Here is a 20217-nt window from a genome sequence, read left to right as displayed (position 1 = left end):
TCCAGGAACAGACCAACCGGAATGGAAGTACCAGCGATGTCCACTGAGGAGATCCGCGCATTCGTGCTCGCCTCGCTGAGCGCGATGAACTACGACACCACCGACGTCGACGACGACACGCTGCTCGGTCCGGCCGGCGCCGACCTGGAGTCGCTCTCCCTCGCCGAGCTGGGCGTCCGGGTCGAGGAGGAGTTCGGCGTCAGGTTCGACGACGACGAGGCCGAACTGCTCGGCACCATGACGGTCGGTGAGTTCGGTGCGGCCGTGGCCGCCCGGATCCAGGCCGCGCCGACCGCGGGCCACTGAGCGTGCCGGCCGCACCCGGGCGGGACGAGGTGGTCGCGATGCTGGCCGGCTTCGGCGACCGCACACCGGAGGAGGTGCCCGAGGGCATCGACTCGATGGAACTGGCCTGGCTGGTCCACCAGATCGAACAGCGCTACGACCGGCACCTGGACGACGCCACCCTGGCCCGGATGACCACGGTGTCCGGCGCGGTCGACGTGCTCGCCGCCTTAGGCCCGCTTACCGGGCCGGGGCAGTGACCCTACTACGAACGGATCGAGGTGACCGAGGTGACTGACACCCCGTCAACGGCTCGCCGTGGCCCCCGCTCCGTGGTCGTCACCGGGGCCGCCGTGCTCAGCGCGCTGGGCCGGGGCGTCCAGCCGCTGCTTTCCGCCGCCCTCGACGGCGTACCGGCGTTCGCGCCCGTGCAGCGTTTCGACGTGTCGGGCCGACGGGTCGATCGGGCCGCGACGCACCCCGGTTCCCCGGTGCTGGCCGAGGAGTTGGAGCGGGCCGTCGGCGAGGCCTGCGACGAAGCCGGTCTGTCCACGGCTCAGCGCACCGACTGCCCGCTGTACCTCGCCGTCCACGGCGATCCGGCGCTCGCCCGGGCCTCCGTGCCGGACCGCCCGGCCCACGGCGCGGACGCGTTCGCGGACGCCGTGGCCCGGCGGGCGGGGTTGTCCGGTACGTCCCGCGCCTACACCTCCGCCTGCGTGGCGTCGAGCACCGCCGTCGCCGACGCCGCCGCAGCGATCGCCCACGGGCACGCCGACCGGATCGTGGTGGCGGCCGGCTACCTGGTCGAGGCCGACCAGTTCGCCGTCTTCGACGCGGGCCGGGCCCTGGCCCGCGACGGGCAGGTGCGCCCGTTCAGCTCGGGCCGCACCGGGCTGCTGCTCGGCGACGGCGTGGCCGCCGTGGTGGTCGAGGCCGCCCCGGCGGCCCGCGCCCGGCGGGCCCGCCCGCTCGCTCTGTTGGCGGGCTGGGGCCGTACGGGCGACGCGTACCACGTCTGCCGACCCCGGCCGGACGGTGCCGGGCTGGCCCGGGCGATCACCGACGCCCTGCACCGGGGCGGGGTCGGCCCGGACCGGATCGGATACGTGAACGCCCACGGCACGGGCACGCCGGTCAGCGACACCGCCGAGGCCGCCGCCCTGCACCGGGCGCTCGGCGACCATGCCGCCACCGTGCCGGTCAGCTCCACCAAGTCAGTGCACGGCCAGGCCCTGGAGGCCGGTGCGCTGCTCGAACTCGTCGTCACCATCGCGGCGTTGCGGGCCGGGAGGCTCCCGGTGAACGCGGGGTACCTGGGCCCGGACGAGAGCTGCGCGCTGAACCTGGTCCTCGACCGGACCGCAAGGACCGCCTCCGACCATGCGCTGAGCCTCAGTACGGCCTTCGGCGGCGCGAACACCGCACTCCTGGTCGGCACGCCGTGATCATGACCGCCACCGTGCCCACGAGAGCATCCGGCCTCACCCGGGCCGCCTCGGCGGCGGGTCTGCGGGTGCTGGCCTCGGCCGGGTGGCCGGAGGCCGCCGAGGACCAAGTCGCCCCGCCGATCGCCGGGTTCGTGGTCTCCGCGTTCGTCTCCGCGTTCAGCCCGCTCGCCGCCGAGACGGCCCGACGCTGCCTGCTGCGGCGGCCTTCGCCCCAACCGCCGGTCACCGCCGTCGTGCTGGTCAGCCCGCTCGGCGACCTCGCCGGTGCGGTGCACGTCGCCGAGACCGTCGACGGCGGAGGCCGGGTCGGGCCGCTGCTGTTCTTCCAGGCCGTCCCCAACGCCGTGGCCGGGCACCTGGCCGCGCGGTGGCAGCTCACCGGGCCGGTGGTCTGTGTCGGCGACACCGCCGCCGGACTGGCCGTCACAGCTCTGCTGCTCGCCGACCGGGACGCCGACGAGGCCCTGCTGATCCGCGTCGACCAGGCGCACACCCCGGGCCGCCACGACCGCGCCGCCGCCGTGCTGCTCGGCCCCGGGCCACCACAGAGTCGGCAGCACTACAAGGGAGAACAGCCATGAGCCACGTCGTCGTCAGCGGGATGGGCCTGGTGACCCCGGTGGGCACCAGCGCCGAGGAGGTCATGGCGGCCATGTGCGAGGGCCGGTCCGGACTGGCCAGGCCGGATGCCGACGGGCCGCTGGCCGGATCGCTGGAGGTGGCCGGCTTCGCCCCGCCGGTCGACCCCGCCTCCGTACTGCCCGCTCCCGACACCCGGCTGGTGGACCGCTGCATCGTGATGGCGATGCGCGCCGCGGCGGACGCCCTGGCCGACGCCGGCATCGAGGTGGGCCGCGACGTCGACCCCTACCGGATCGGGGTGATCCTGTCCGGGAACGGCGGTCTGGCCACCCTGGAGGCCCAGGTGGTCGTACGGACGCAGCGCGGCCGACTGGGCGTCAGCCCGTACCTGCTGCCCGCGATGCTGCCCAACATGAGCGCCGCACGGATCGCGATCCGGCACGGCATCCGTGGCTACAGCTCCTCCGTCAGCACGGCCTGCGCGGCCGGGGCCCAGTCCGTCGGGGAGGGGCTGCGGCTGCTGCGCGCGGACGAGGCCGACGTGGTGGTGGTCGGCTGCAGCGAGGCGCCGCTGTTCCCGACCCTTGCCGACACCTTCGGCAACGCCCGTGCGCTGGCCCGTGGTTGGGCGGATGACCCGACCGGTGCGAGCCGGCCCTTCGACCGCCGCAGGAACGGCCTGGTGCTGGGCGAGGGAGCCGGTGTGCTGGTGCTGGAGCGCGCCGAGCACGCGGACGCGCGCGGCGCGGCCGGGTACGCCGACGTGCTCGGCTGGGGCGCGACCAACGACGCCCACCACCCGACCACCCCGCACCCCGACGGCGAGGGTGCCGCCGCCTGCATGCGGCAGGCCCTGCGCAGCGCAGGCATCGGGCCGCAGGACATCGGCTACGTCAACGCCCACGGGACCAGCACCAGGCTGGGCGACCTGGCCGAGGTGGTGGCGATCCGCAAGGTCTTCGGCGGGCACGCCCCGCCGGTCAGCGCGACCAAGGCGGTCACCGGCCACCTGCTCGGCGCCTCCGGGGTGGTCGAGTCGGCGGTCTCCGTGCTGGCGCTGGGGCGCGGACTGCTGCCGCCCACCCACAACCTGGACGACCCCGACCCGGCCTGCGAGCTGGACCACGTCCGCAAGGGCCCGCGCCCGGCACCGGGGATCACCCACGTCATGTCGAACTCGTTCGGGTTCGGCGGCCACAACATCAGCCTGGTCTACGGCCTGCCGAGCACTCGGCTGGCCAGAAGCGTCTGACGGTACGTCAGAACAGAGAAGGAACGGCTACCGCAATGGACTTCCTCGGCGTCGATCATGTCGAGTTCTACGTGGGTGACGCGCGCCAGGCGGCGTTCGTCCTCTGTTCCGGGTTCGGCTTCCGCCTCTACGGCCAGGGCGGCCCCGAGACCGGCCTGCCCGGGCAGCGCAGTCTGCTGCTGGGCCAGGGCGACTGCCGGGTACTGCTGACCTCGGGCCTGACGCCGGATCACCCGGCGGTGGAGTACGTGGCCCGGCACGGCGACGGCGTGGCCGTGATCGCCTTCGGCACCCGGGACGCCGCCGCCGCGTACGCCGGGACGGTGGCCAGTGGCGCGACCGCGGTCGAGGCGCCCAGGACGTACGCCTGTGAGGGCAGCACCGTCGTCACCGCCACCGTCTCCGGCTTCGGCGACGTGGTGCACCGGCTGGTCGAACGACGGGGCGCAGCAAGGGAGTTCCTGCCCGGCGTGATCGAGATGCTGGACCTGCCGCCGCTCGCGTCGCCGGAGCTGCTGCAGAGTATCGACCACGCCGCGGTGTGTGTGCCGGACGGGCAGCTCGACAGCACCACGCAGTACTACCGCAAGGCCTTCGGCTTCGAGGTGATCTTCGAGGAGTACATCGAGGTCGGCACCCAGGGCATGTTCTCCCAGGTGGTGCAGAGCCCCGGCGGCGGCATCACGCTCACGCTGATCCAGCCGGACCTGAGCCGCTCCCCCGGGCAGATCGACAACTTCCTGGCCTGGCACGACGGCCCCGGCGTGCAGCACCTGGCCCTGGGCAGCCGCGACATCGTCGCCGCCGTCGACGCGATGGCGGAGCGCGGCGTCGGCTTCGCGGTCACTCCGGACTCCTACTACAGCGCGCTGGACGGCCTTCCGCTGGAGCGGCTGCGGCGACGCGGAGTCCTGCTGGACCGCGACCACTGGGGCGAGCTGTACCAGATCTTCGCCACCTCGATGCACGTGCGGCGGACCTTCTTCTGGGAGCTGATCGAGCGTCACGGTGCCCGCACCTTCGGCACCAGCAACATCCCCGCGCTCTACGAGGCCAAGGAAAGGGAGCTCGCTCGATGACCACCACCCCCACCCTGCGGTTCGAACTCACCGACGAGGAACTGGCGTTGCTGCCGGACGCCGAGGAGATCGCCTTCTACGCCGAGCACGGCTGGTACCTGACGAAGAAGCTGTTCACCGACGAGGAGGTGGACCGCCTGGCCGCCGCGAGCGAGGGCTACTACGCCGGCGGGCGGAGCCGAACCCTGCCGGTCCGCCCTCCCCGACTGGCGGCCTGGCAGCCCTCGGACGGGCCGGTCCAGCGCCACAACGACTACGTCCACTACGAGAGCGACCCGATCGCCCGGGTGCTGTGCAAGCCGCTGGTCGGGGCGGTGGCCGCGCTGTTGGCCGGGGCGGACGAGATCCGGGTGTTCCAGTCGACGCTGATCCTCAAGCCGGCGGTGGTCGGCGAACCCAGCAACATCGTGCCCTGGCACTTCGACAAGCACTACTGGTCCACCTCGACGTCCGAGCGGATGCTGACGGCGTTCGTCCCGTTCCACGACTGCGACGAGGAGATGGGCACGCTCACCGTGGTGGACGGCAGCCACCTCTGGCAGGAGACGGGCCGTCAGGATTCGATGACCAGGCACTTCGCCGACCGCGACCGGGCCGACCTGGAGCGGGTGCTCGCCGAGAACGCCGCCTACAACGGCACCACCATCCGCAAGGTGCCACTGGTCATCCCCAAGGGCCACATGAGTTTCCACCACTGCCGGACCTACCACGGCAGCGGCCCCAACCGCAGTGACCGGCCGCGCCGCGCGGTCTCGTTCCACCTCCAGGACGGCGCGAACGAGTACCGCGACTTCGCGCTCAGCGACGGCAGTACCGCCGCGTACAACCACGACGTGCTGGTCCGGCGGCTGCCGGACAGCCGACCCGACTACGCGGACCCGGCGTTCTGCCCGGTGCTCTGGCGGACGGAGCGAGATGCCGACCATGGCTGACGCCGCCGCCCTGTACCGGACGGTCGCGCTGATCCGGGGCTTCGAGCAGCGGGCGATCGAGCTGGTCAGGTCCGGTGTGGTGCTCGGCGGCATCCACCCGTACACCGGCCAGGAGGCGATCGCCGCCGGCACCTGCGCGGCGCTGCGCCCCGAGGACGTGATCACCAGTACTCACCGGGGCCACGGCCATGTTTTGGCCAAGGGCGCCGACCCGGCCCGGATGATGGCCGAACTGGCGGGCCGGACCACCGGGTTGAACGGGGGTCGCGGCGGCTCGATGCACGCGGCCGACTTCGGCGTGGGCGTGCTCGGGGCGAACGCCATCGTCGGCGCGGCCGTGCCGATCGCGGCGGGCGCCGCCTGGGCGTTCCGGCGGGCGGGGTCGGACCGGGTCGCGGTCAGCTACTTCGGCGACGGCGCGGTCAGCCAGGGCGTGGTGCTGGAGACCTTCAACCTGGCCGCGCTCTGGCGGGTGCCGGTCGTGCTGGTCTGCGAGAACAACGGCTTCGCCACCTCGATGCGGACGGAGGAGACGGTGGCGGGCAGCATCCTCGGCCGGGCCGCCGCCTTCGGCATCCCGGCCCGCACCGTGGACGGGATGGACCCGGAGGCTGTTCTCGACGCCACCGACGAGGCGGTCGCCCGGGCCAGAGCAGGCGGGGGCCCGACGCTGCTGGAGTGCACCACCTACCGCTTCGACGCCCACCACACCTGGGAGCACACCGCCCGCCCCCGCTACCGCACCGAGGCGGAGGTCGCCGTCGGCCGGGCCCGGGACCCGCTGGAGATCCAGGGAGCGCGCATCCCCGCCGCCACCCGCGCCACGATCGACGCGGAACTCGGGGAACTGCTCGACCAGGCCGTGGAGTTCGCCTGCGCGGGCCCGCACCCCGACCCGGCCACCGCGCTGGACCACCTCTACGCCACCGGACTGCGCGGCCGGGCGGGGGCGCTCTGATGCCGAACCTCTCCTATCTCAAGGCGCTGAACCGCGCGATCGGCGACGAGATGGACCGCGACGCAGCTGTCTGCGTGTTCGGCGAGGACGTCGGCGTGGCCGTCACCCACGCCACCGCCGGCCTGCTGAAGCGCTTCGGTCCCGACCGGGTGCTGGACACGCCCATCTCCGAGCAGGCGTTCACCGGCTTCGCCACCGGCGCCGCGCTGGCCGGGCTGCGGCCGCTGATCGAGTTCCAGATCCCGGCGCTGCTGTTCCTGGCCTTCGAGCAGATCGCCAACCAGGCACACAAGTTCTCGCTGATGACGGGGGGTCAGACCCGGGTGCCGGTGACCTATCTGCTGCCGGGCTCCGGATCGAGGGAGAGCTGGGCCGGCCAGCACTCCGACCACCCGTACAGCCTGTTCGCCCACGTCGGCGTGAAGACGGTGGTGCCGGCCACCCCGTCCGACGCGTACGGGCTGCTGGCGACGGCGATCAGGGACGACGACCCGGTGGTGGTCTTCGCCCCCTCGGGCGCGCTCGCGGTCCGCGAGGACCTGGACTTCACCCGGCTCGCGCCCGTGCCGCTCGGCGTGGGCCGGATCCACCGCAGCGGCACCGACGTCACCGTGGTGGCGGTGGGCCACCTGGTCCACGACGCCCTGGCGGTGGCCGAGGAGTTGGCCGGCTCGGTCTCGGTCGAGGTCTTCGACCCTCGCTCGCTGTACCCCTTCGACTGGTCCGGGCTGGCCGCGTCGCTGGAGCGGACCGGGCGGCTGGTCGTCGTCGACGACTCGAACCGGACCTGCGGCATCGGTGCGGAGATCGTCGCCACCGCCGCCGAGGAGATGCGGCTGACCGCCCCGCCCCGCCGGGTCACCCGGCCGGACGGCGCCGTGCTGCCCTTTGCCCGGGCACTCGACCTCGCCTGCCAGCCCACCCGGGCGCAGCTCAGGACGGCGATCGAGAAGGCAGTCAACGGACAACTCTCAAGGAGCGCAGAGTGACGGGCACCAACATCAGAGCGCGGCTGGCCGCCGACCCCGGCCTCGGCGCGGGCAACGTGCTGCCCAAGCTGTTCGAACACGGCGCCGACCCGGACGGTCCTGGCGCTGCTTTCGACGTCCCGGTCGACGGGTACCCGGCCGGGCAGGGCCTGACGCTGGGTCAGCTCCGCGAACTGGTGGCGGCCAGGGCGGCCTGGTGGCACGGGCAGGGCATCGGCCCGCGCGACCCGGTCGCGGTCTACGTGTCGGGCTCGGCGGACTGCCTGCTGAACTTCCTGGCGCTGACCTGGCTGGGCGCGATCCCCGCGCTGCTGAACCAGTACGTCCCCGGCGACATCGCCGCCGAGTACATCCGGCGGCTGCGCGCCGTCGCGCTGCTCACCGACCCGGAGCACCGGGTCCGGCTGGACGGCGCGGAGCTCGGGGTGCGCCTCCACGGCGACACCGCCGAGCCCGGCACCGGCGATCCCGCGTCGGCTCCCGCGCCGTACCGGCACCACGCCGACGACCCGATCGCCATCACCCACTCCTCCGGCACCACCCGGATGCCCACGGCGGTGGTGCACTCCCATGCCAGCCTGTTCGCCGCCACCCGGCTGTTCCGGCTGGCCGCACCGCGCGCCAGGGGCGCGGCCCGGATCCTCAGCGCGCTGCCCGCCGCCCACGCGGCCGGCATCTCGGCGCTCAACCTGGCCCTGTGCAACCGCAGCGAGCTGCTCTTCCTGTCCACCCAGAACGACGGCGCGGCGGTACTGGACGCCATCGAGGACTGGCGGCCCACCGGGGTCTTCGGCTTCGCCGCCACCTGGGCCCAATTGGCCCGGCACGACCTGAGCAGCCGTCAACTCGAGTCGGTGGCCCTGTGGTTCAACACCGGCGACTGCGCGCACGAGCCGCACATCCGCCGCCTGGTCGCGGTCGGCTCCCGGGAGACGGTCACCCGCGAGGGGATGCAGCGCATCCCCGGGTCCAGCTTCGTCGACGGCCTGGGCTCCACCGAGATGGGCCACTCCGCGTTCCACCTCACCCACAGCACCGGCACCGAGCGGTACGGGCGCTGCGTCGGGGTGCCGCACGGCTTCGCCGAAGTGGCGCTGCTGGACGTGGCCACCGGCCGCGAGGTTCCGGTCGGCGAGGTCGGCCACTTCGGCCTGAAGGCGCCGACGCTGGCCCCCGGGTACTGGAACGACTCGGGCGCCACCTACCGCAACCGCCTGAACGGCTACTACCTGACCGGCGACCTGATGTACCGGGACGAGGAGGGCTACTACTTCCACGTCGACCGGGCGGTCGACGCCGTCGACCTGGGCGGCGGCGACTGGCTCTACACGGCGATGAGCGAGGAGCGCATCCTCGCCAACTGCCCCGACGTGCACGACTGCACGGTGGTGTCGCTGGAGGTCGACGGCCGGGTGGTCACCGACGTCCTGCTCGCCCTGCACGCCACCGCCGACCCGGACGCCGACCGCACCCCGGCGGTGCGTGCCGCGCTGACCGACGCTGCGGCGGCGACCCTGCGCCGGGTGGTGGCCGTCTCCGAGGAGCAGCTGATCCTCGGCCCGACCGGCAAGGTACGCAAGTTCCTGATGCGGCAGCGGCACCTGGCCGGGACGGCGGCGGTCTGATGAGTGATCAGGTCCACGAGCCCGCCGAGCGGGTGACCGTGCACTTCGCCGGAGACGGCGCGGGCACCGACGAGCTGTCCTGGGGGATGTGGGAGATCTGGCACGCGATGGTGGGCCAGCACAGCTCCCTGCCGATCGGCGGACGGGCCGCGCTGCCCGCCGGCACCACGGTCGCCGACGTGGCGGAGGAACTGCGGTACCTGATGGGCCGGTTCCCCTCGATGCGGACGCGGCTCAGGTTCGACGCGACAGGCCGGCCCACCCAGGAGCTCTTCGCCTCCGGCAGCACGGCGCTCGAGGTCTACGAGGCCGGGGACGCCGATCCCGAGGAGGTCGCGAGCCTGGTCGAGCAGCGCTACCGGTCCACCCGCTTCGACTACACGGAGGAATGGCCGGTGCGGATGGCCGTGGTGCGGCGGGACGGCCTGCCCACCCATCTGGTCAGCATCACGCACCACCTGGTGACCGATGCCGCCGGCGGGGTGATCATGCTCCGCGAGTTGCAGCAGCGGTCGACCGCACCGGTCACCGGCCTGCAGCAGCTGGAGCAGGCCGCCTGGCAGCGCTCCCCGGCCGGGCAGCGGCAGAACGCCCAGGCCCTGCGCCACTGGGAGCGGGTCCTCCGGGCGATCCCGGCCCGCCGCTTCCCGGTGCCGACGGATCCGTCCACCCCCCGGCACTGGACCGCCGAGTTCGTCTCCCCCGCCCTGCGGCTGGCGCTGCCGGTGATCGCCGAGCGGACCGGTACCGACATCCGGACCGTCCTGCTGGCGGTGTACGCGGTCGCGCTGCGCCGGATCACCGGCGTCGGCCCGGTGGTGGTCCGACCCGTCGTCAACAACCGCTTCCGGTCCGGTCTGAGCGACGTGGTGTGCATGGTCGCCCAGGCCGGCATCTCGGTCCTGGACATCGCGGACGGCACCTTCGACGAGGCCGTCGAGCTGACCCGGCGCAGCGCCATGACCACGTACAAGCACGCCTACTTCCACCCGGAGCACTTGAAGGAGCTGGTCGGCCGGATCTCTGCGGAGCGGGGCGAGGCCGTCGACGTGGAGTGCTTCTTCAACGACCGCAGCCTGCACCCGGCGCCCGAGGAGGACGGCCCGCCGAGCGGCGAGCCGCTGGCCCAGCGGCTGCGGAAGGCGCGGGCCGACAGTGTGTTCCAGTGGGTCCGCCGCAGGGACAACGCCCTGGACGCACTCCTCCTCAACTTCGGCGACGCCCCCGGCGGGCTGGTGACGGAGATCCAGACGGACACCCGGTACTTCTCCCCCGGCGACGCCGAGGCGCTGGCCCACGGCATGGAGGCGGTCGCGGTCGAGGCTGCCCTCGATCCGGCCACGTCCGTCCTGCTGCCGCCCGGCGCCCGGGCCTCGGGGCGGCTGCGGTGACCGCACTGCTGGCGGTGGCCGACTACCTGCCCCCCGGCCGGGTGCCGATCGAGGAGCTCGCGGGGGACTTCGGGCTGACCCCGATGCAGGTCAAGGTCTTCCGCCGCTACCACCGGCTCGGCTCGGTCCGCCGCGACCCGCACGGCAGCCTGCTCGACCTGCTGCGCGGCGCGGTGGCCGGCCTCGATGCCCTGCCCGGCCGGGAGCACCGGGTCCGCTACGTGCTGCACGCCCGCACCTTCCCGACCGTGGTGCCCTACCCCCACAACCCGGTCCGGGAGCTGTGCCGGGAGCTGGGCCTCGACCGGGCGACGGTGTTCGCGGTCGGCCATCACGCCTGCGCCTCGGGCCTGCTCGCCATCGACGTGGCGGGCCGGCTGCTCGCCGCCGACGCCGACCCCGGCGGCCTCGCCCTCGTACTGGCCGGGGAGAAGGCGTTCACCCCCGAGGCCGGGATGGTCCCCGGCACCTCGTTCTTCGGCGAGGGCGCCTCCGCCTGCCTGGTCGCCCCCGCCGGGGACCGCGACCGGGTGCTGTCCTACGCCGCCGACCTCAGGGGCGAGTTCGACACCGACGCGCCCGAGCAGGCCCTGGAGTTCCAGCGGATCTACGCCGACGCGCTGGCGGCGGCGGTCCTCGCCGCCGTCGAGCGGGCCGGACTGACCGTGGACGCGATCGGGGTGATCCTGCCGCACAACGTCAACAGCGTGGCCTGGCACCAGGTCTGCCGCACCCTCGGCTACCCGCGCGAACGGGTCGTGCTCGACAACGTGGCGACGGCGGGCCACGTCTTCTGCGCGGACAACCTCGTCAACTACCGCACGGCGCGCCAGCGGGGGCTGCTGCGGCCGGGCGAGCCCTACGTGATGGCCGCCGCGGGCGCCGGACGCGGCGCCACCTTCTCGGCCATGGTCCTCCAGCACTGACCACCCACCCACGAAGGATCCACCATGCCTGAGCACGACACCGCCGACCCTGCTCTGCGCGAGCAACTGGTCGACACCATCTGTGACCTGCTCCCCCTCGTGCTCAAGCGCGAGGTCACCGGTGCCACGGCCGACACCACGCTGATGGAGGCCCTCGGGATGAGCTCGACCACCGGCCTCGAACTCGTCCTGGAGCTGGAGGAACGCCTGGCGGTGGAGATCAGCGTCGAGGACCTCGGCCGGGACGACTTCGGCACGGTCGGCTCACTGGCCGACTACGTCGCCGGGAACCTGCTCCCGGAGGCGTGAGGATGCGCACCTTCGGGCCGGCGAGCGAAGTCGCCTCACCGCCTGCTGCCTGGGGCATCCGTCGCGCCGTACGGATGGCCTTCCCGGAACCGGCGGCACTGGCCGGCGACCCGGTCCACGCCGAGCGGCTGGCTCGCTACCTGGCCGACCTGCTGCACCCGTACGGGCTCTCACCCGACCCCTCGGAACATGTCGGCCAGTCCTACGGGGAGATGGGCGAGGCGCTGATCCACGCGGCCGTGCCCGCAGGCGAGTCGGTCGACCTGTTGGTGCTCGCGTACTCGATCCCCGACCTCACTCCGGGCCGCGCCACGGCCACCTACCTGAGCCACGTCTGCCCCGGCACACCGATGGCCTTCGCGGTCAGCGACCAGGGCACCGCGAGCGCGTTCACCGCGCTGCGGCTGGTCGACGCGTACGCGCGCTCGGGCGGGCTCCGGCGGGCGCTGCTGCTGGTGGTCGAGCAGAACTCGCTGCCCTACGACCCCGGCATCCCGGTCACCGTCCCGGCCGAAAGCCGGGGCGTGGCACTGCTGTTCGGCGAACCGCTGCCGGGCGAACGGCCGGCCAGGGTCTCGGCTCCGGCCGCCGAACCCGCCGGGGCCGAGCTCCTGAGGAACTCCGACCCGAGCCAGCCCGGCACCGGCGTGTGGTGGGAGCTGGCCGGCGAACTGGCCCGGCCGGCCGCCGGACCGCGCAGGCTGCTGCTGGCCGACCACGACAGCGGACGGCTGGTCACCGTCGACCTGGACGGCGAGGTGCCCAGGTGACACCGCTCCGCATCGAGGACTACCGTGACCTGGCGCAGCGTCAACTCGACGACCGCACCTGGGACTTCGTCGAGGGAGGCGCCGAAGACGAACGCACCGTCGACGCCAACCGGCGCGCCTTCGCCCGGGTGACGCTGCGCCCGAGGGTGCTGGTCGACGTCTCCGCCTGCGACACCGGGACGGAACTCCTCGGCGCCCGCCTGGCCACCCCGGTTGGCGTCGCGCCCACCGCCTACCACCGGCTGGTGCACCCCGACGGCGAGGTCGCCACCGCCCGTGGCGCCGGGTCGGCCGGAGCGCTCTACATGGTCAGCGTCTTCGCCAGCCGCACGCTGGAGGACATCGCCGCCGAGGCCACCGGGCCACTCTGGCTCCAGCTCTACTGGCTGCGCCGCCGCGAGGTGCTGGCCGGTCTGGTCGACCGGGCCGCCGAGGCCGGCTACCGCGCGGTCGTCCTGACCGTGGACGCACCGCAACTGGGACGGCGCCACCGGGACGCCCGCAACGGCTTCGCGATCCCGGCCGGCATCTCCGCCGTCAACCTCGACCCGGCGCTGATGGCCTCCGCCCACCGCTCCGACGCCGGCCGCTCCGCGCTGGCGGTGCACACCGCAGAGGCCGTCGACCCCTCGGTGACCTGGGCCGACCTGGCCTGGCTGCGCGGGCGCAGCGAGCTGCCCCTGGTCCTGAAGGGCATCCTCACCGCCGAGGACGCCGTACTCGCCGTGGAGCACGGGGCCGACGCGATCGTGGTCTCCAACCACGGCGGCCGGCAGCTGGACGGCGCTCCGGCGAGCCTGGACGCCCTGGCCGAGGTGGTGGACGCGGTCGGGGCCGCCGCCTGCCCGGTGCTGTTCGACGGCGGGGTCCGCAGTGGCGCCGACGCCTTCGCGGCGCTCGCACTGGGGGCGCGGGCGGTACTGCTCGGCCGCCCGGTGCTCTGGGGCCTGGCGGCGGACGGCGCCGCCGGGGTGGCCGGGGTGCTCGGCCTGGCGACCGAGGAGCTCGCTCACATCATGGCCCTCACCGGACGACCGGCCCTGTCGGCCGTCGACCAGTCCGCCATCGCGCTCGCCCGGGAGGGACGATGACGACAGAGCTGGTGCGCGAGGAGCTGCACGCGTCGGTGTCCGACCCGGCGTCGGCGTCGATGAACTTCCTGAACGAGGTCTCGTCCCGCTTCCCCGACGCCATCTCGCTGGCGGCCGGACGCCCGTACGAGGGCTTCCACAGCACCGACGACCTGCACCGCTACCTCCGGACCTACCTCGACCACCTGGAGCGGCTCGGCCTCGACGCGGACCAGCGGCAGCGCCAACTGCTGCAGTACGGCCGGACCAACGGCTACCTCGGCCCGCTGATCGCCCGGATGCTCGCCCAGGACGAGGGGATCGAGGTGCCGGAGCAGGCCGTGATGGTCACCACCGGCGCCCAGGAGGCGATGGTCGTCGCGCTGCGCGGGCTGTGCGCGGGGCCGGGCGACGTGGTGCTCGCCGTCGAGCCCTGCTACGTCGGGTTCACCGGGGCGGCCAGGCTGCTCGGCATCGAGGTGGTGCCGGTGCCCGAGACGGCGGACGGCCTCGACCCGGAGACCGTACTCGCCGTCGCCCGCGCCGTCCGGGCCGACGGCCGACGTCCGCGCGCCCTCTACCTGGTGCCGAGCTTCGCCAACCCGTCCGGGGCCTCGATGCCGGTTCCGGCCCGGCGACGGCTGCTCGAAGTGGCAGCGGAGGCCGACCTGTTGCTGCTGGAGGACGATCCCTACGGGCTGTTCGGGCTCGACGAGGCACCCCGGCCCGCGCTCAAGGCCCTGGACACCGGGCAGCGGGTGATCTACCTCGGCTCCTTCGCCAAGTCCTGCTTCCCCGGTGCCCGGATCGGCTTCCTGGTCGCCGACCAGGCCGTGATCGACCGTCAGGGCCGCCGCACGCTGCTCGCGGAGGAGCTGTCCACGGTGAAGAGCCTGCTCACGGTGAACACCTCACCGGTCGCGCAGGCCCTGGTCGGCGGCTTCCTGGTCGAGTCCGGGTGCAGCCTCAGGACCGCCGCCAAGGAGAAGATCCAGTTCTACCGCGAAAACCTGCGCACCCTGCTGGCGACCCTGGAGCGCTCCTTCGCCGATCAGCCCAGGGTCCGCTGGAACGCGCCGGACGGCGGCTTCTTCGCGGTGGTCGACGTGCCGTTGACCGCCGACGAGAGCCTGCTGGAGATTTCCGGCCGGGACTACGGGGTGCTGTGGACCCCGATGAGCTTCTTCCACGGCGGCGACGGCGGGCGGCGGGCCCTCCGGCTGTCCTGCAGTGCGCTGGAACCGGCGCAGATCGAGGAGGGCGTGCGCCGGCTCGCCCGGCTGGTCAGGGACCGGGCGGAGCCCCGGTGACCGGCACCCCGGACACGGTCCGGCTCTGGCTGGTGCCCGACCAGCAGTCCGGGCCTGCCCTGGCGAGCCTGTTCGCCGTGCTGGACCCGGGCGAACGGCTCCGTGCCGAGGCCTACCGTTCGGCCGACGACCGCCGTCGGTTCGTCGTCGCCCACGGCGCGCTCCGCTGCATCGTCGCCCGGCGGCTCGGGGCCACGCCCGAGGAGATCCGCTGGCGGCACGGTCCGCACGGCAAGCCCGAACTGACCGGCCGTCACACCGGAGCGGAGGTCAACCTCTCCCACTCGGACACCGTCGCCATGGTCGCGGTCTCGGCGTCGCGCCGGGTCGGCGTGGACGTCCAACGGGTGCTGACGCGGCTGGACGCCATCGCCATGGCGGAGCGCTACTTCCCGCCCGAGGAGGCCGGTTTCGTCCGGGCGGCGGCGGACCCCGACAGCCGGGCCGACCGCTTCGCCCGGCTCTGGGCCCGCAAGGAGGCCCTGGTCAAGGCGTACGGCGGCCGGCTGACCCAGGGGCTGCGGATCCCGCTGCTCGACGGCAGCACCGGGACCGGCGAGCACCCCGACGACGCCTGGTCGCGCGACTACCGCGTCACCGACGTCCCCGCGCCCCCCGGCTACCGGGCGGCCGTCGCCCTGTCCGGCACCGAGGCCTTCCGGGTGACCCTGCGCCGCTGGACCTGGCCCGACCCCAGCACCCCCCGCTGACGACCCGTCGAACGGAGCACCCCCGATGCCTCTGGACCCACAGCTCCGGACCCTGCGCGAGCAGCGCGCCCGCAGCGGCGCAGCCCCCCTGTACACCCTGTCGGTGGAGCAGGCCAGGTCAGCCGACCTGGCCTCGATCCGGGCCGCCGGCGGCAGACCCCGCGCCCTGTACGAGGTGATTGACCGTCATTTGCCGGGCACTGGTGGCGAGTTGCCGGTCCGGATCTACCGGCCGAGCGCCGAACGGCCTCTGCCCGCACTGCTCTACTACTTCGGCGGCGGCTGGACCCTCGGCAGCATCGACACCGCCGACGTGCTCTGCCGCGACCTGGCCGCGGAGGCCGGCTGCCTGGTCGTCACCGTCGGCTACCGACTCGCCCCCGAGCACCCGTTCCCGGCAGCGGTGCACGACTGCCACGCGGCGCTCCGCTGGGTCGCCGACCACGCCGAGGAGCTGGGCGCCGACCCGGCCGCTCTCGCGGTCGGCGGCGACAGCGCCGGCGGCAACCTCGCGGCCGCGGTGACCCTGCTCGCCCGCGCCGACGGCGACCTCGCACTGGCCGGACAGCTGCTGGTCTATCCCAACACCGACCAGCTGGCCGACGACGCGTCGATGCGCGACAACGCCGACCCGTGGCTGTTCAACCATCACTCGGTGGCCTGGTACGGCCGGCACTACCTGACCGCCCCTCAGGACGCCGAGCACCCGCTGGCCTCCCCACTCCGGGCGGCCGACCTGAGCGGCCTGCCCCCGGCCCTGGTCATCACCGCCGAGTACGACCCGCTGCGCGACCAGGGCGAGGCGTACGCGGCCCGGCTCGCCACCGCCGGAGTCCCGGTGGAACTCACCCGCTACCCCGGCATGGCGCACGGCTTCTTCGCCATGACCGGCACCGTCGACGCCGCCCGCACCGCCAACCTCCAGGCGGCCAGGTTCCTACGTGACTGCTTCGGGTCACGCTGACGGCTCGCTCTCGGCGTCCTGCCCCTTCACGCTCCGGTCACACTCGGGTTGCATCGGGGTTACGGCACAGCCGTTGTCTTGACGGTGTAACGGGGCAACTGCATACTCACGTCCCGAAGGTTAAACGATTAAACGCAGATGAAACGAGGTCGGATCGCCATGGCCCGGGTGCGTATGTCCGATGTTGCGGCCGCCGCCGGCGTCTCGACCGCCACCGTCTCGATGGTGCTGAGCGGTGCGGGCAACGACCGCATCTCGCCGCAGACGCAGGCCCGGGTCCGCGAGGCGGCCGAGGCGGCCGGGTACGCGCCGAACTCGGTGGCGCGCAGCCTGCGGACCCAGCGGAGCCGGACGATCGGGCTGATCTCCGACACGATCGCCACCACCCCCTTCGCCGGCCGGATGCTGGCGGGCGCCAACGATGTCGCCCGAGATCACGGCCACCTGGTCATCCTGGTGAACACCGACGACGACGCGGAGCAGGAGCGGAAGGCGATCCTCGCCCTGGCCGGCCAGCAGGTCGACGCGATGCTCTATGCCCGGATGTGGCACCGCGCGGTGGACGCGCCGGCCGGCCTTCCGGCGGACGCCGTCTTCCTGGACTGCCGTCCGACGGAAGGCGGTTGGCCGGCGGTGGTGCCGGACGACCGGCAGGGCGGGGCGTCGGCGACGCGTGAGCTGGTGGCGGCGGGTCACCGTCGGATCGCCTATGTCGATGCGCCCAACCCCGAAGACGTCGTCGCCTCGGAGCTTCGCCACCAGGGCTATCTGCAGGTGCTCGCCGAGTCGGGAATCACCCCCGATCCGGCCCTGCACGTGCGCGCGACAACCGATGCCGCCGGCGGGCGGGCGGCCGTCGAGGGACTGCTGGACCTGCCGGCCGAGCGCCGTCCGACCGCGATCTTCTGCTTCAACGACCGTATGGCGATGGGCGCTTACACCGCCGCCCACCGTCGCGGCCTGGTGATCCCTGACGACCTGTCGATCGTCGGCTACGACGACCAGCAGCTGATCGCCTCGGAGCTGGATCCGCCGCTCACCACGGTCGCACTACCCCACTACGAGATGGGCCGCTGGGCGATGGAGGTCGCCCTGGGGCTGCGGGAGTCCGATCGGAACGACCCGCTTCTCATGAACTGCCCGATCATCCGTCGGGACTCCGTGGGGCCGCCGCCGATCCCGGCCGGAAACTGAGAACGGCGGCGGACTCACCGAAATCACATGGCAGTTGACGCTGCCATCACACCGGGGCCGACCTGCAAGTCGGCCCCTTGAAGGGATCACCTGTGCGCAAACCCCTCGCAATCGTAGCAGCGGCGGGCCTCCTGGGAACGGTCGCGCTGAGCGGCTGCGCCAAGGCGAACCACGACGGCACGCCGTCCGGAAACGGTCCGACGCAGATCAGCATGTGGACGCACTCCGCGGGAAACCCCGGAGAGCTGGCTGTCTACAAGAAGATCATCGACGAGTTCAACGCCTCGCAGACGAAGTACCGGGTCGTCCAGCAGAACTTCCCGCAGGGCTCGTACAACGACGCCATCACCGCGGCGGCCGCCGCCCGCAACCTGCCGTGCCTGCTGGACATGGACGGCCCGATCATGCCCAACTGGGCCTGGGCCGGCTACCTGCAGCCGCTGGAGCTCCCGGCCGCGCTGACCGATTCGCTGCTGCCCACCGCGGTCGGCCGCTACCAGGGCAAGGTCTACTCGGCGGGTTACTGGGACGCGGCATTGTCGATCTTCGCCCGCAAGTCGGTGCTGGAGAAGAACGGCATCCGCATCCCGACCGTGGACAAGCCCTGGACGCTGGAGGAGTTCGACGCCGCCGCCGCCAGGCTCAAGAGCTCCGGTTACGCGACCCCGCTCGACCTCGGCGCGGCCGACAAGGGCGAGTGGTGGCCGTACGCGTACTCGCCGATGCTGCAGAGCTCCGGCGGCGACCTGGTCGACCGCACCGCCATGAAGTCCGCCGACGGTGTGCTCAACGGCCCCGACTCCGTCAGGTTCTTCACCTGGTTCCAGAAGGTGTTCAAGAACGGCTGGGCGAACAGCAACGGCCCGGTGGGGAACCAGAAGTTCATCGACGACAAGGTGGCGCTGAGCTACACCGGCGTGTGGAATGCCCAGGACGCGCTGCAGAAGGTCGGCTCCGACCTGCTGATCCTGCCGCCCGTCGACTTCGGCAAGGGTCCCAGGATCGGCGGCGGCTCCTGGCAGTGGGGCATCTCCGCCGGCTGCGGCAGCGCGCCGAGCGAGGGCGCCCGCGAGTACCTGAAGTTCAGCTTCCAGGACAAGTACCTCACCGACTTCGCCGACAGCCAGGTCGTCATTCCGGCCACCGCGGGCGCCGCCGCCGCCTCGAAGTACTTCGGCCCGGACGGCTCGCTGCACCAGTTCGCCGTCCTGTCACAGAAGTTCGCCCTGGTCCGCCCCGCCACGCCCGGCTACCCGGTGATCTCCACCACCTTCGAGAAGGCCGCCAAGGACGTCATGAACGGCGCCGACGTCAAGTCCACTCTCGACCGTGCCGTGCAGTCGATCGACAGCGACCTCAAGTCGAACAACAGCTACGGAAACTGACGAGGCGTCAAGCGGTCGCGGGGCGGCTGCCGTGCCGCCCCGCCTGTGGAAAGGCGTGACCCCATGACGGCGACCTTCCGTCTTGAATCCCCGGCCGACGCGGCCACCCCCGACGCCACCCGAGCACCGATCAGGCCCCGGCGGCGCGGACAGCGCGCCGCCCGCCGAGGCGAAGCCCGCGCGGGCCTGGCCATGGCCTCACCCGCGATCGTCCTGCTGCTGACGTTCCTGATCGTGCCGGTGCTGCTCGGCTTCGCCCTGTCCTTCACCAACGCCCGGCTCATCTCCCCCGAGCCGTTGCGCTTCGTCGGCCTCGACAACTTCGTCCGGGCCTTCACCGTCGACCCGACGTTCTTCCGCTCGGCCCTGAACACCTTCGCCTTCGCGGCCGTGGTCGTCCCCGTCCAGGCCGGCTTCGGGCTGTTCCTCGCCCTGATGGTCAATCAGAAGATCCGCGGCGTGACCGCGTTCCGGGTCATCTTCTTCATCCCGGTAGTGACCTCGATCGTCGTGGTCTCGATCCTGTGGAAGTTCATGTACCAGCCGGACGGGCTGGTCAACTCCTTCATCGACTCGGTCACCTTCGGCGCCTGGCAGGGCACCGCCTGGCTCAACAACCCCAGCACCGCCCTGTTCGCGATCATCGTGCTGTCCGTCTGGCAGGCCGTCGGATTCCACATGCTGATCTGGCTGTCGGGGCTGCAGACCATTCCCGAGGAGCTCTACGAGGCGGCCCGGATCGACGGCGCCGGGACCTGGCGCCAGTTCAGGGACGTCACCTGGCCGTGCCTGCGCCCGACCAGGATCTTCGTCCTGATCACCATCACCATCGCCGCGCTCGGCCTGTTCGTGCAGATCGACGTGATGACCCAGGGCGGCCCGATCGACTCGACCTCGACCCTGGTCTACCACGCGGTGCTCACCGGCTACCGCCAGCAGCAGATCGGCTACGGCTCGGCGCTGTCCCTGGTCTTCTTCGTGATCGTGCTCGTCATCGCGCTGATCCAGCGCCACCTCACCCGTGACAAGGACTGA

The 20217-nt window shown here is 72.8% G+C and carries 21 protein-coding genes; all 21 read left to right on the top strand.

From position 1 onward, the window contains the following. The first annotated feature begins 36 nt into the window (after positions 1-36). Entirely contained in the window at positions 37-306 is a 270-nt protein-coding gene (locus tag ASC99_RS26070; protein ID WP_057236449.1) for a phosphopantetheine-binding protein, read from the top strand. A gap of 2 nt (positions 307-308) precedes the next feature. Beyond that, the gene (locus tag ASC99_RS26065) at positions 309-545 is read left to right on the top strand and encodes an acyl carrier protein (protein ID WP_235583142.1); all 237 of its coding nucleotides are present in this window, start codon (positions 309-311) and stop codon (positions 543-545) included. Positions 546-575: 30 nt separating this feature from the next. Further along, the gene (locus ASC99_RS26060) at positions 576-1733 is read left to right on the top strand and encodes a beta-ketoacyl synthase N-terminal-like domain-containing protein (protein ID WP_057236664.1); all 1158 of its coding nucleotides are present in this window, start codon (positions 576-578) and stop codon (positions 1731-1733) included. A gap of 2 nt (positions 1734-1735) precedes the next feature. Next, the gene (locus ASC99_RS26055) at positions 1736-2317 is read left to right on the top strand and encodes a hypothetical protein (RefSeq protein ID WP_200948426.1); all 582 of its coding nucleotides are present in this window, start codon (positions 1736-1738) and stop codon (positions 2315-2317) included. Further along, on the top strand, positions 2314-3570 hold the full coding sequence (locus tag ASC99_RS26050; protein WP_057236447.1) for a beta-ketoacyl synthase: 1257 nt from the start codon (positions 2314-2316) through the stop codon (positions 3568-3570). Before ASC99_RS26055 ends, ASC99_RS26050 begins: the two co-directional genes overlap by 4 nt. A 35-nt stretch (positions 3571-3605) precedes the next feature. Then, entirely contained in the window at positions 3606-4649 is a 1044-nt protein-coding gene (gene hppD / locus ASC99_RS26045) for a 4-hydroxyphenylpyruvate dioxygenase (protein WP_057236445.1), read from the top strand. Then, positions 4646-5581, top strand: coding sequence for a phytanoyl-CoA dioxygenase family protein (locus ASC99_RS26040; RefSeq protein WP_057236443.1), 936 nt, complete (start codon positions 4646-4648; stop codon positions 5579-5581). Before hppD ends, ASC99_RS26040 begins: the two co-directional genes overlap by 4 nt. Further along, complete coding sequence (locus ASC99_RS26035) at positions 5565-6539, top strand: thiamine pyrophosphate-dependent dehydrogenase E1 component subunit alpha (RefSeq protein WP_057236441.1); 975 nt, start codon at positions 5565-5567, stop codon at positions 6537-6539. Before ASC99_RS26040 ends, ASC99_RS26035 begins: the two co-directional genes overlap by 17 nt. Beyond that, positions 6539-7528 (top strand): alpha-ketoacid dehydrogenase subunit beta, encoded by a 990-nt coding sequence (locus ASC99_RS26030; RefSeq protein WP_057236439.1) that lies wholly within the window; start codon positions 6539-6541, stop codon positions 7526-7528. The genes ASC99_RS26035 and ASC99_RS26030 overlap by 1 nt, the downstream gene beginning before the upstream one ends. Next, positions 7525-9153, top strand: a complete 1629-nt coding sequence (locus tag ASC99_RS26025; RefSeq protein ID WP_057236436.1) for a class I adenylate-forming enzyme family protein — start codon at positions 7525-7527, stop codon at positions 9151-9153. Before ASC99_RS26030 ends, ASC99_RS26025 begins: the two co-directional genes overlap by 4 nt. Then, positions 9153-10544, top strand: a complete 1392-nt coding sequence (locus ASC99_RS26020) for a condensation domain-containing protein (RefSeq protein WP_057236434.1) — start codon at positions 9153-9155, stop codon at positions 10542-10544. Before ASC99_RS26025 ends, ASC99_RS26020 begins: the two co-directional genes overlap by 1 nt. Continuing rightward, positions 10541-11470 carry a 3-oxoacyl-[acyl-carrier-protein] synthase III C-terminal domain-containing protein gene (locus tag ASC99_RS26015; RefSeq protein ID WP_057236432.1) on the top strand — a complete coding sequence of 310 codons (930 nt, stop codon included), beginning with the start codon at positions 10541-10543 and terminating at the stop codon, positions 11468-11470. The genes ASC99_RS26020 and ASC99_RS26015 overlap by 4 nt, the downstream gene beginning before the upstream one ends. 24 nt (positions 11471-11494) lie before the next feature. Beyond that, the gene (locus ASC99_RS26010; RefSeq protein WP_063857192.1) at positions 11495-11779 is read left to right on the top strand and encodes a phosphopantetheine-binding protein; all 285 of its coding nucleotides are present in this window, start codon (positions 11495-11497) and stop codon (positions 11777-11779) included. 2 nt (positions 11780-11781) lie between these two features. Next, positions 11782-12549, top strand: a complete 768-nt coding sequence (locus tag ASC99_RS26005; protein ID WP_057236431.1) for a hypothetical protein — start codon at positions 11782-11784, stop codon at positions 12547-12549. After that, positions 12546-13640, top strand: coding sequence for an alpha-hydroxy acid oxidase (locus ASC99_RS26000; RefSeq protein WP_057236428.1), 1095 nt, complete (start codon positions 12546-12548; stop codon positions 13638-13640). Before ASC99_RS26005 ends, ASC99_RS26000 begins: the two co-directional genes overlap by 4 nt. Continuing rightward, complete coding sequence (locus ASC99_RS25995; protein WP_057236426.1) at positions 13637-14929, top strand: PLP-dependent aminotransferase family protein; 1293 nt, start codon at positions 13637-13639, stop codon at positions 14927-14929. The genes ASC99_RS26000 and ASC99_RS25995 overlap by 4 nt, the downstream gene beginning before the upstream one ends. After that, a complete protein-coding gene (locus ASC99_RS25990) occupies positions 14926-15639 on the top strand; it encodes a 4'-phosphopantetheinyl transferase superfamily protein (RefSeq protein ID WP_057236424.1) in 714 nt (237 codons plus the stop codon). The genes ASC99_RS25995 and ASC99_RS25990 overlap by 4 nt, the downstream gene beginning before the upstream one ends. Before the next feature lie 25 nt (positions 15640-15664). Next, a complete protein-coding gene (locus ASC99_RS25985) occupies positions 15665-16603 on the top strand; it encodes an alpha/beta hydrolase (RefSeq protein ID WP_057236423.1) in 939 nt (312 codons plus the stop codon). Between the two features lie 174 nt (positions 16604-16777). Further along, positions 16778-17797: a LacI family DNA-binding transcriptional regulator gene (locus tag ASC99_RS25980; protein WP_235502432.1), complete on the top strand. Its 1020-nt coding sequence runs from the start codon at positions 16778-16780 to the stop codon at positions 17795-17797. Between the two features lie 212 nt (positions 17798-18009). After that, positions 18010-19182: an ABC transporter substrate-binding protein gene (locus ASC99_RS25975; RefSeq protein WP_082598631.1), complete on the top strand. Its 1173-nt coding sequence runs from the start codon at positions 18010-18012 to the stop codon at positions 19180-19182. Between the two features lie 63 nt (positions 19183-19245). Beyond that, a complete protein-coding gene (locus tag ASC99_RS25970) occupies positions 19246-20217 on the top strand; it encodes a carbohydrate ABC transporter permease (RefSeq protein ID WP_082598630.1) in 972 nt (323 codons plus the stop codon).

It is taken from the genome of Kitasatospora sp. Root107, from assembly GCF_001424875.1.
Lineage (GTDB): Bacteria > Actinomycetota > Actinomycetes > Streptomycetales > Streptomycetaceae > Kitasatospora.
Note: the sequence above shows the minus strand (reverse complement) of the source record. Positions and strands in the feature narration are given on the sequence as shown.

Excerpts from the sequence above, each read along its gene's own strand:
- ASC99_RS25980 (WP_235502432.1), top strand. The coding sequence starts at position 16,778 with ATGTCCGATGTTGCGGCCGCCGCCGGCGTCTCGACCGCCACCGTCTCG.
- ASC99_RS26005 (WP_057236431.1), top strand. The coding sequence starts at position 11,782 with ATGCGCACCTTCGGGCCGGCGAGCGAAGTCGCCTCACCGCCTGCTGCC.
- ASC99_RS26035 (WP_057236441.1), top strand. The coding sequence starts at position 5,565 with ATGCCGACCATGGCTGACGCCGCCGCCCTGTACCGGACGGTCGCGCTG.
- ASC99_RS26020 (WP_057236434.1), top strand. The coding sequence starts at position 9,153 with ATGAGTGATCAGGTCCACGAGCCCGCCGAGCGGGTGACCGTGCACTTC.
- ASC99_RS26030 (WP_057236439.1), top strand. The coding sequence starts at position 6,539 with ATGCCGAACCTCTCCTATCTCAAGGCGCTGAACCGCGCGATCGGCGAC.
- ASC99_RS25975 (WP_082598631.1), top strand. The coding sequence starts at position 18,010 with ATGTGGACGCACTCCGCGGGAAACCCCGGAGAGCTGGCTGTCTACAAG.
- hppD (WP_057236445.1), top strand. The coding sequence starts at position 3,606 with ATGGACTTCCTCGGCGTCGATCATGTCGAGTTCTACGTGGGTGACGCG.
- ASC99_RS26070 (WP_057236449.1), top strand. The coding sequence starts at position 37 with ATGTCCACTGAGGAGATCCGCGCATTCGTGCTCGCCTCGCTGAGCGCG.
- ASC99_RS26050 (WP_057236447.1), top strand. The coding sequence starts at position 2,314 with ATGAGCCACGTCGTCGTCAGCGGGATGGGCCTGGTGACCCCGGTGGGC.
- ASC99_RS26040 (WP_057236443.1), top strand. The coding sequence starts at position 4,646 with ATGACCACCACCCCCACCCTGCGGTTCGAACTCACCGACGAGGAACTG.
- ASC99_RS26055 (WP_200948426.1), top strand. The coding sequence starts at position 1,736 with ATGACCGCCACCGTGCCCACGAGAGCATCCGGCCTCACCCGGGCCGCC.
- ASC99_RS25985 (WP_057236423.1), top strand. The coding sequence starts at position 15,665 with ATGCCTCTGGACCCACAGCTCCGGACCCTGCGCGAGCAGCGCGCCCGC.
- ASC99_RS25970 (WP_082598630.1), top strand. The coding sequence starts at position 19,246 with ATGACGGCGACCTTCCGTCTTGAATCCCCGGCCGACGCGGCCACCCCC.
- ASC99_RS25995 (WP_057236426.1), top strand. The coding sequence starts at position 13,637 with ATGACGACAGAGCTGGTGCGCGAGGAGCTGCACGCGTCGGTGTCCGAC.
- ASC99_RS26010 (WP_063857192.1), top strand. The coding sequence starts at position 11,495 with ATGCCTGAGCACGACACCGCCGACCCTGCTCTGCGCGAGCAACTGGTC.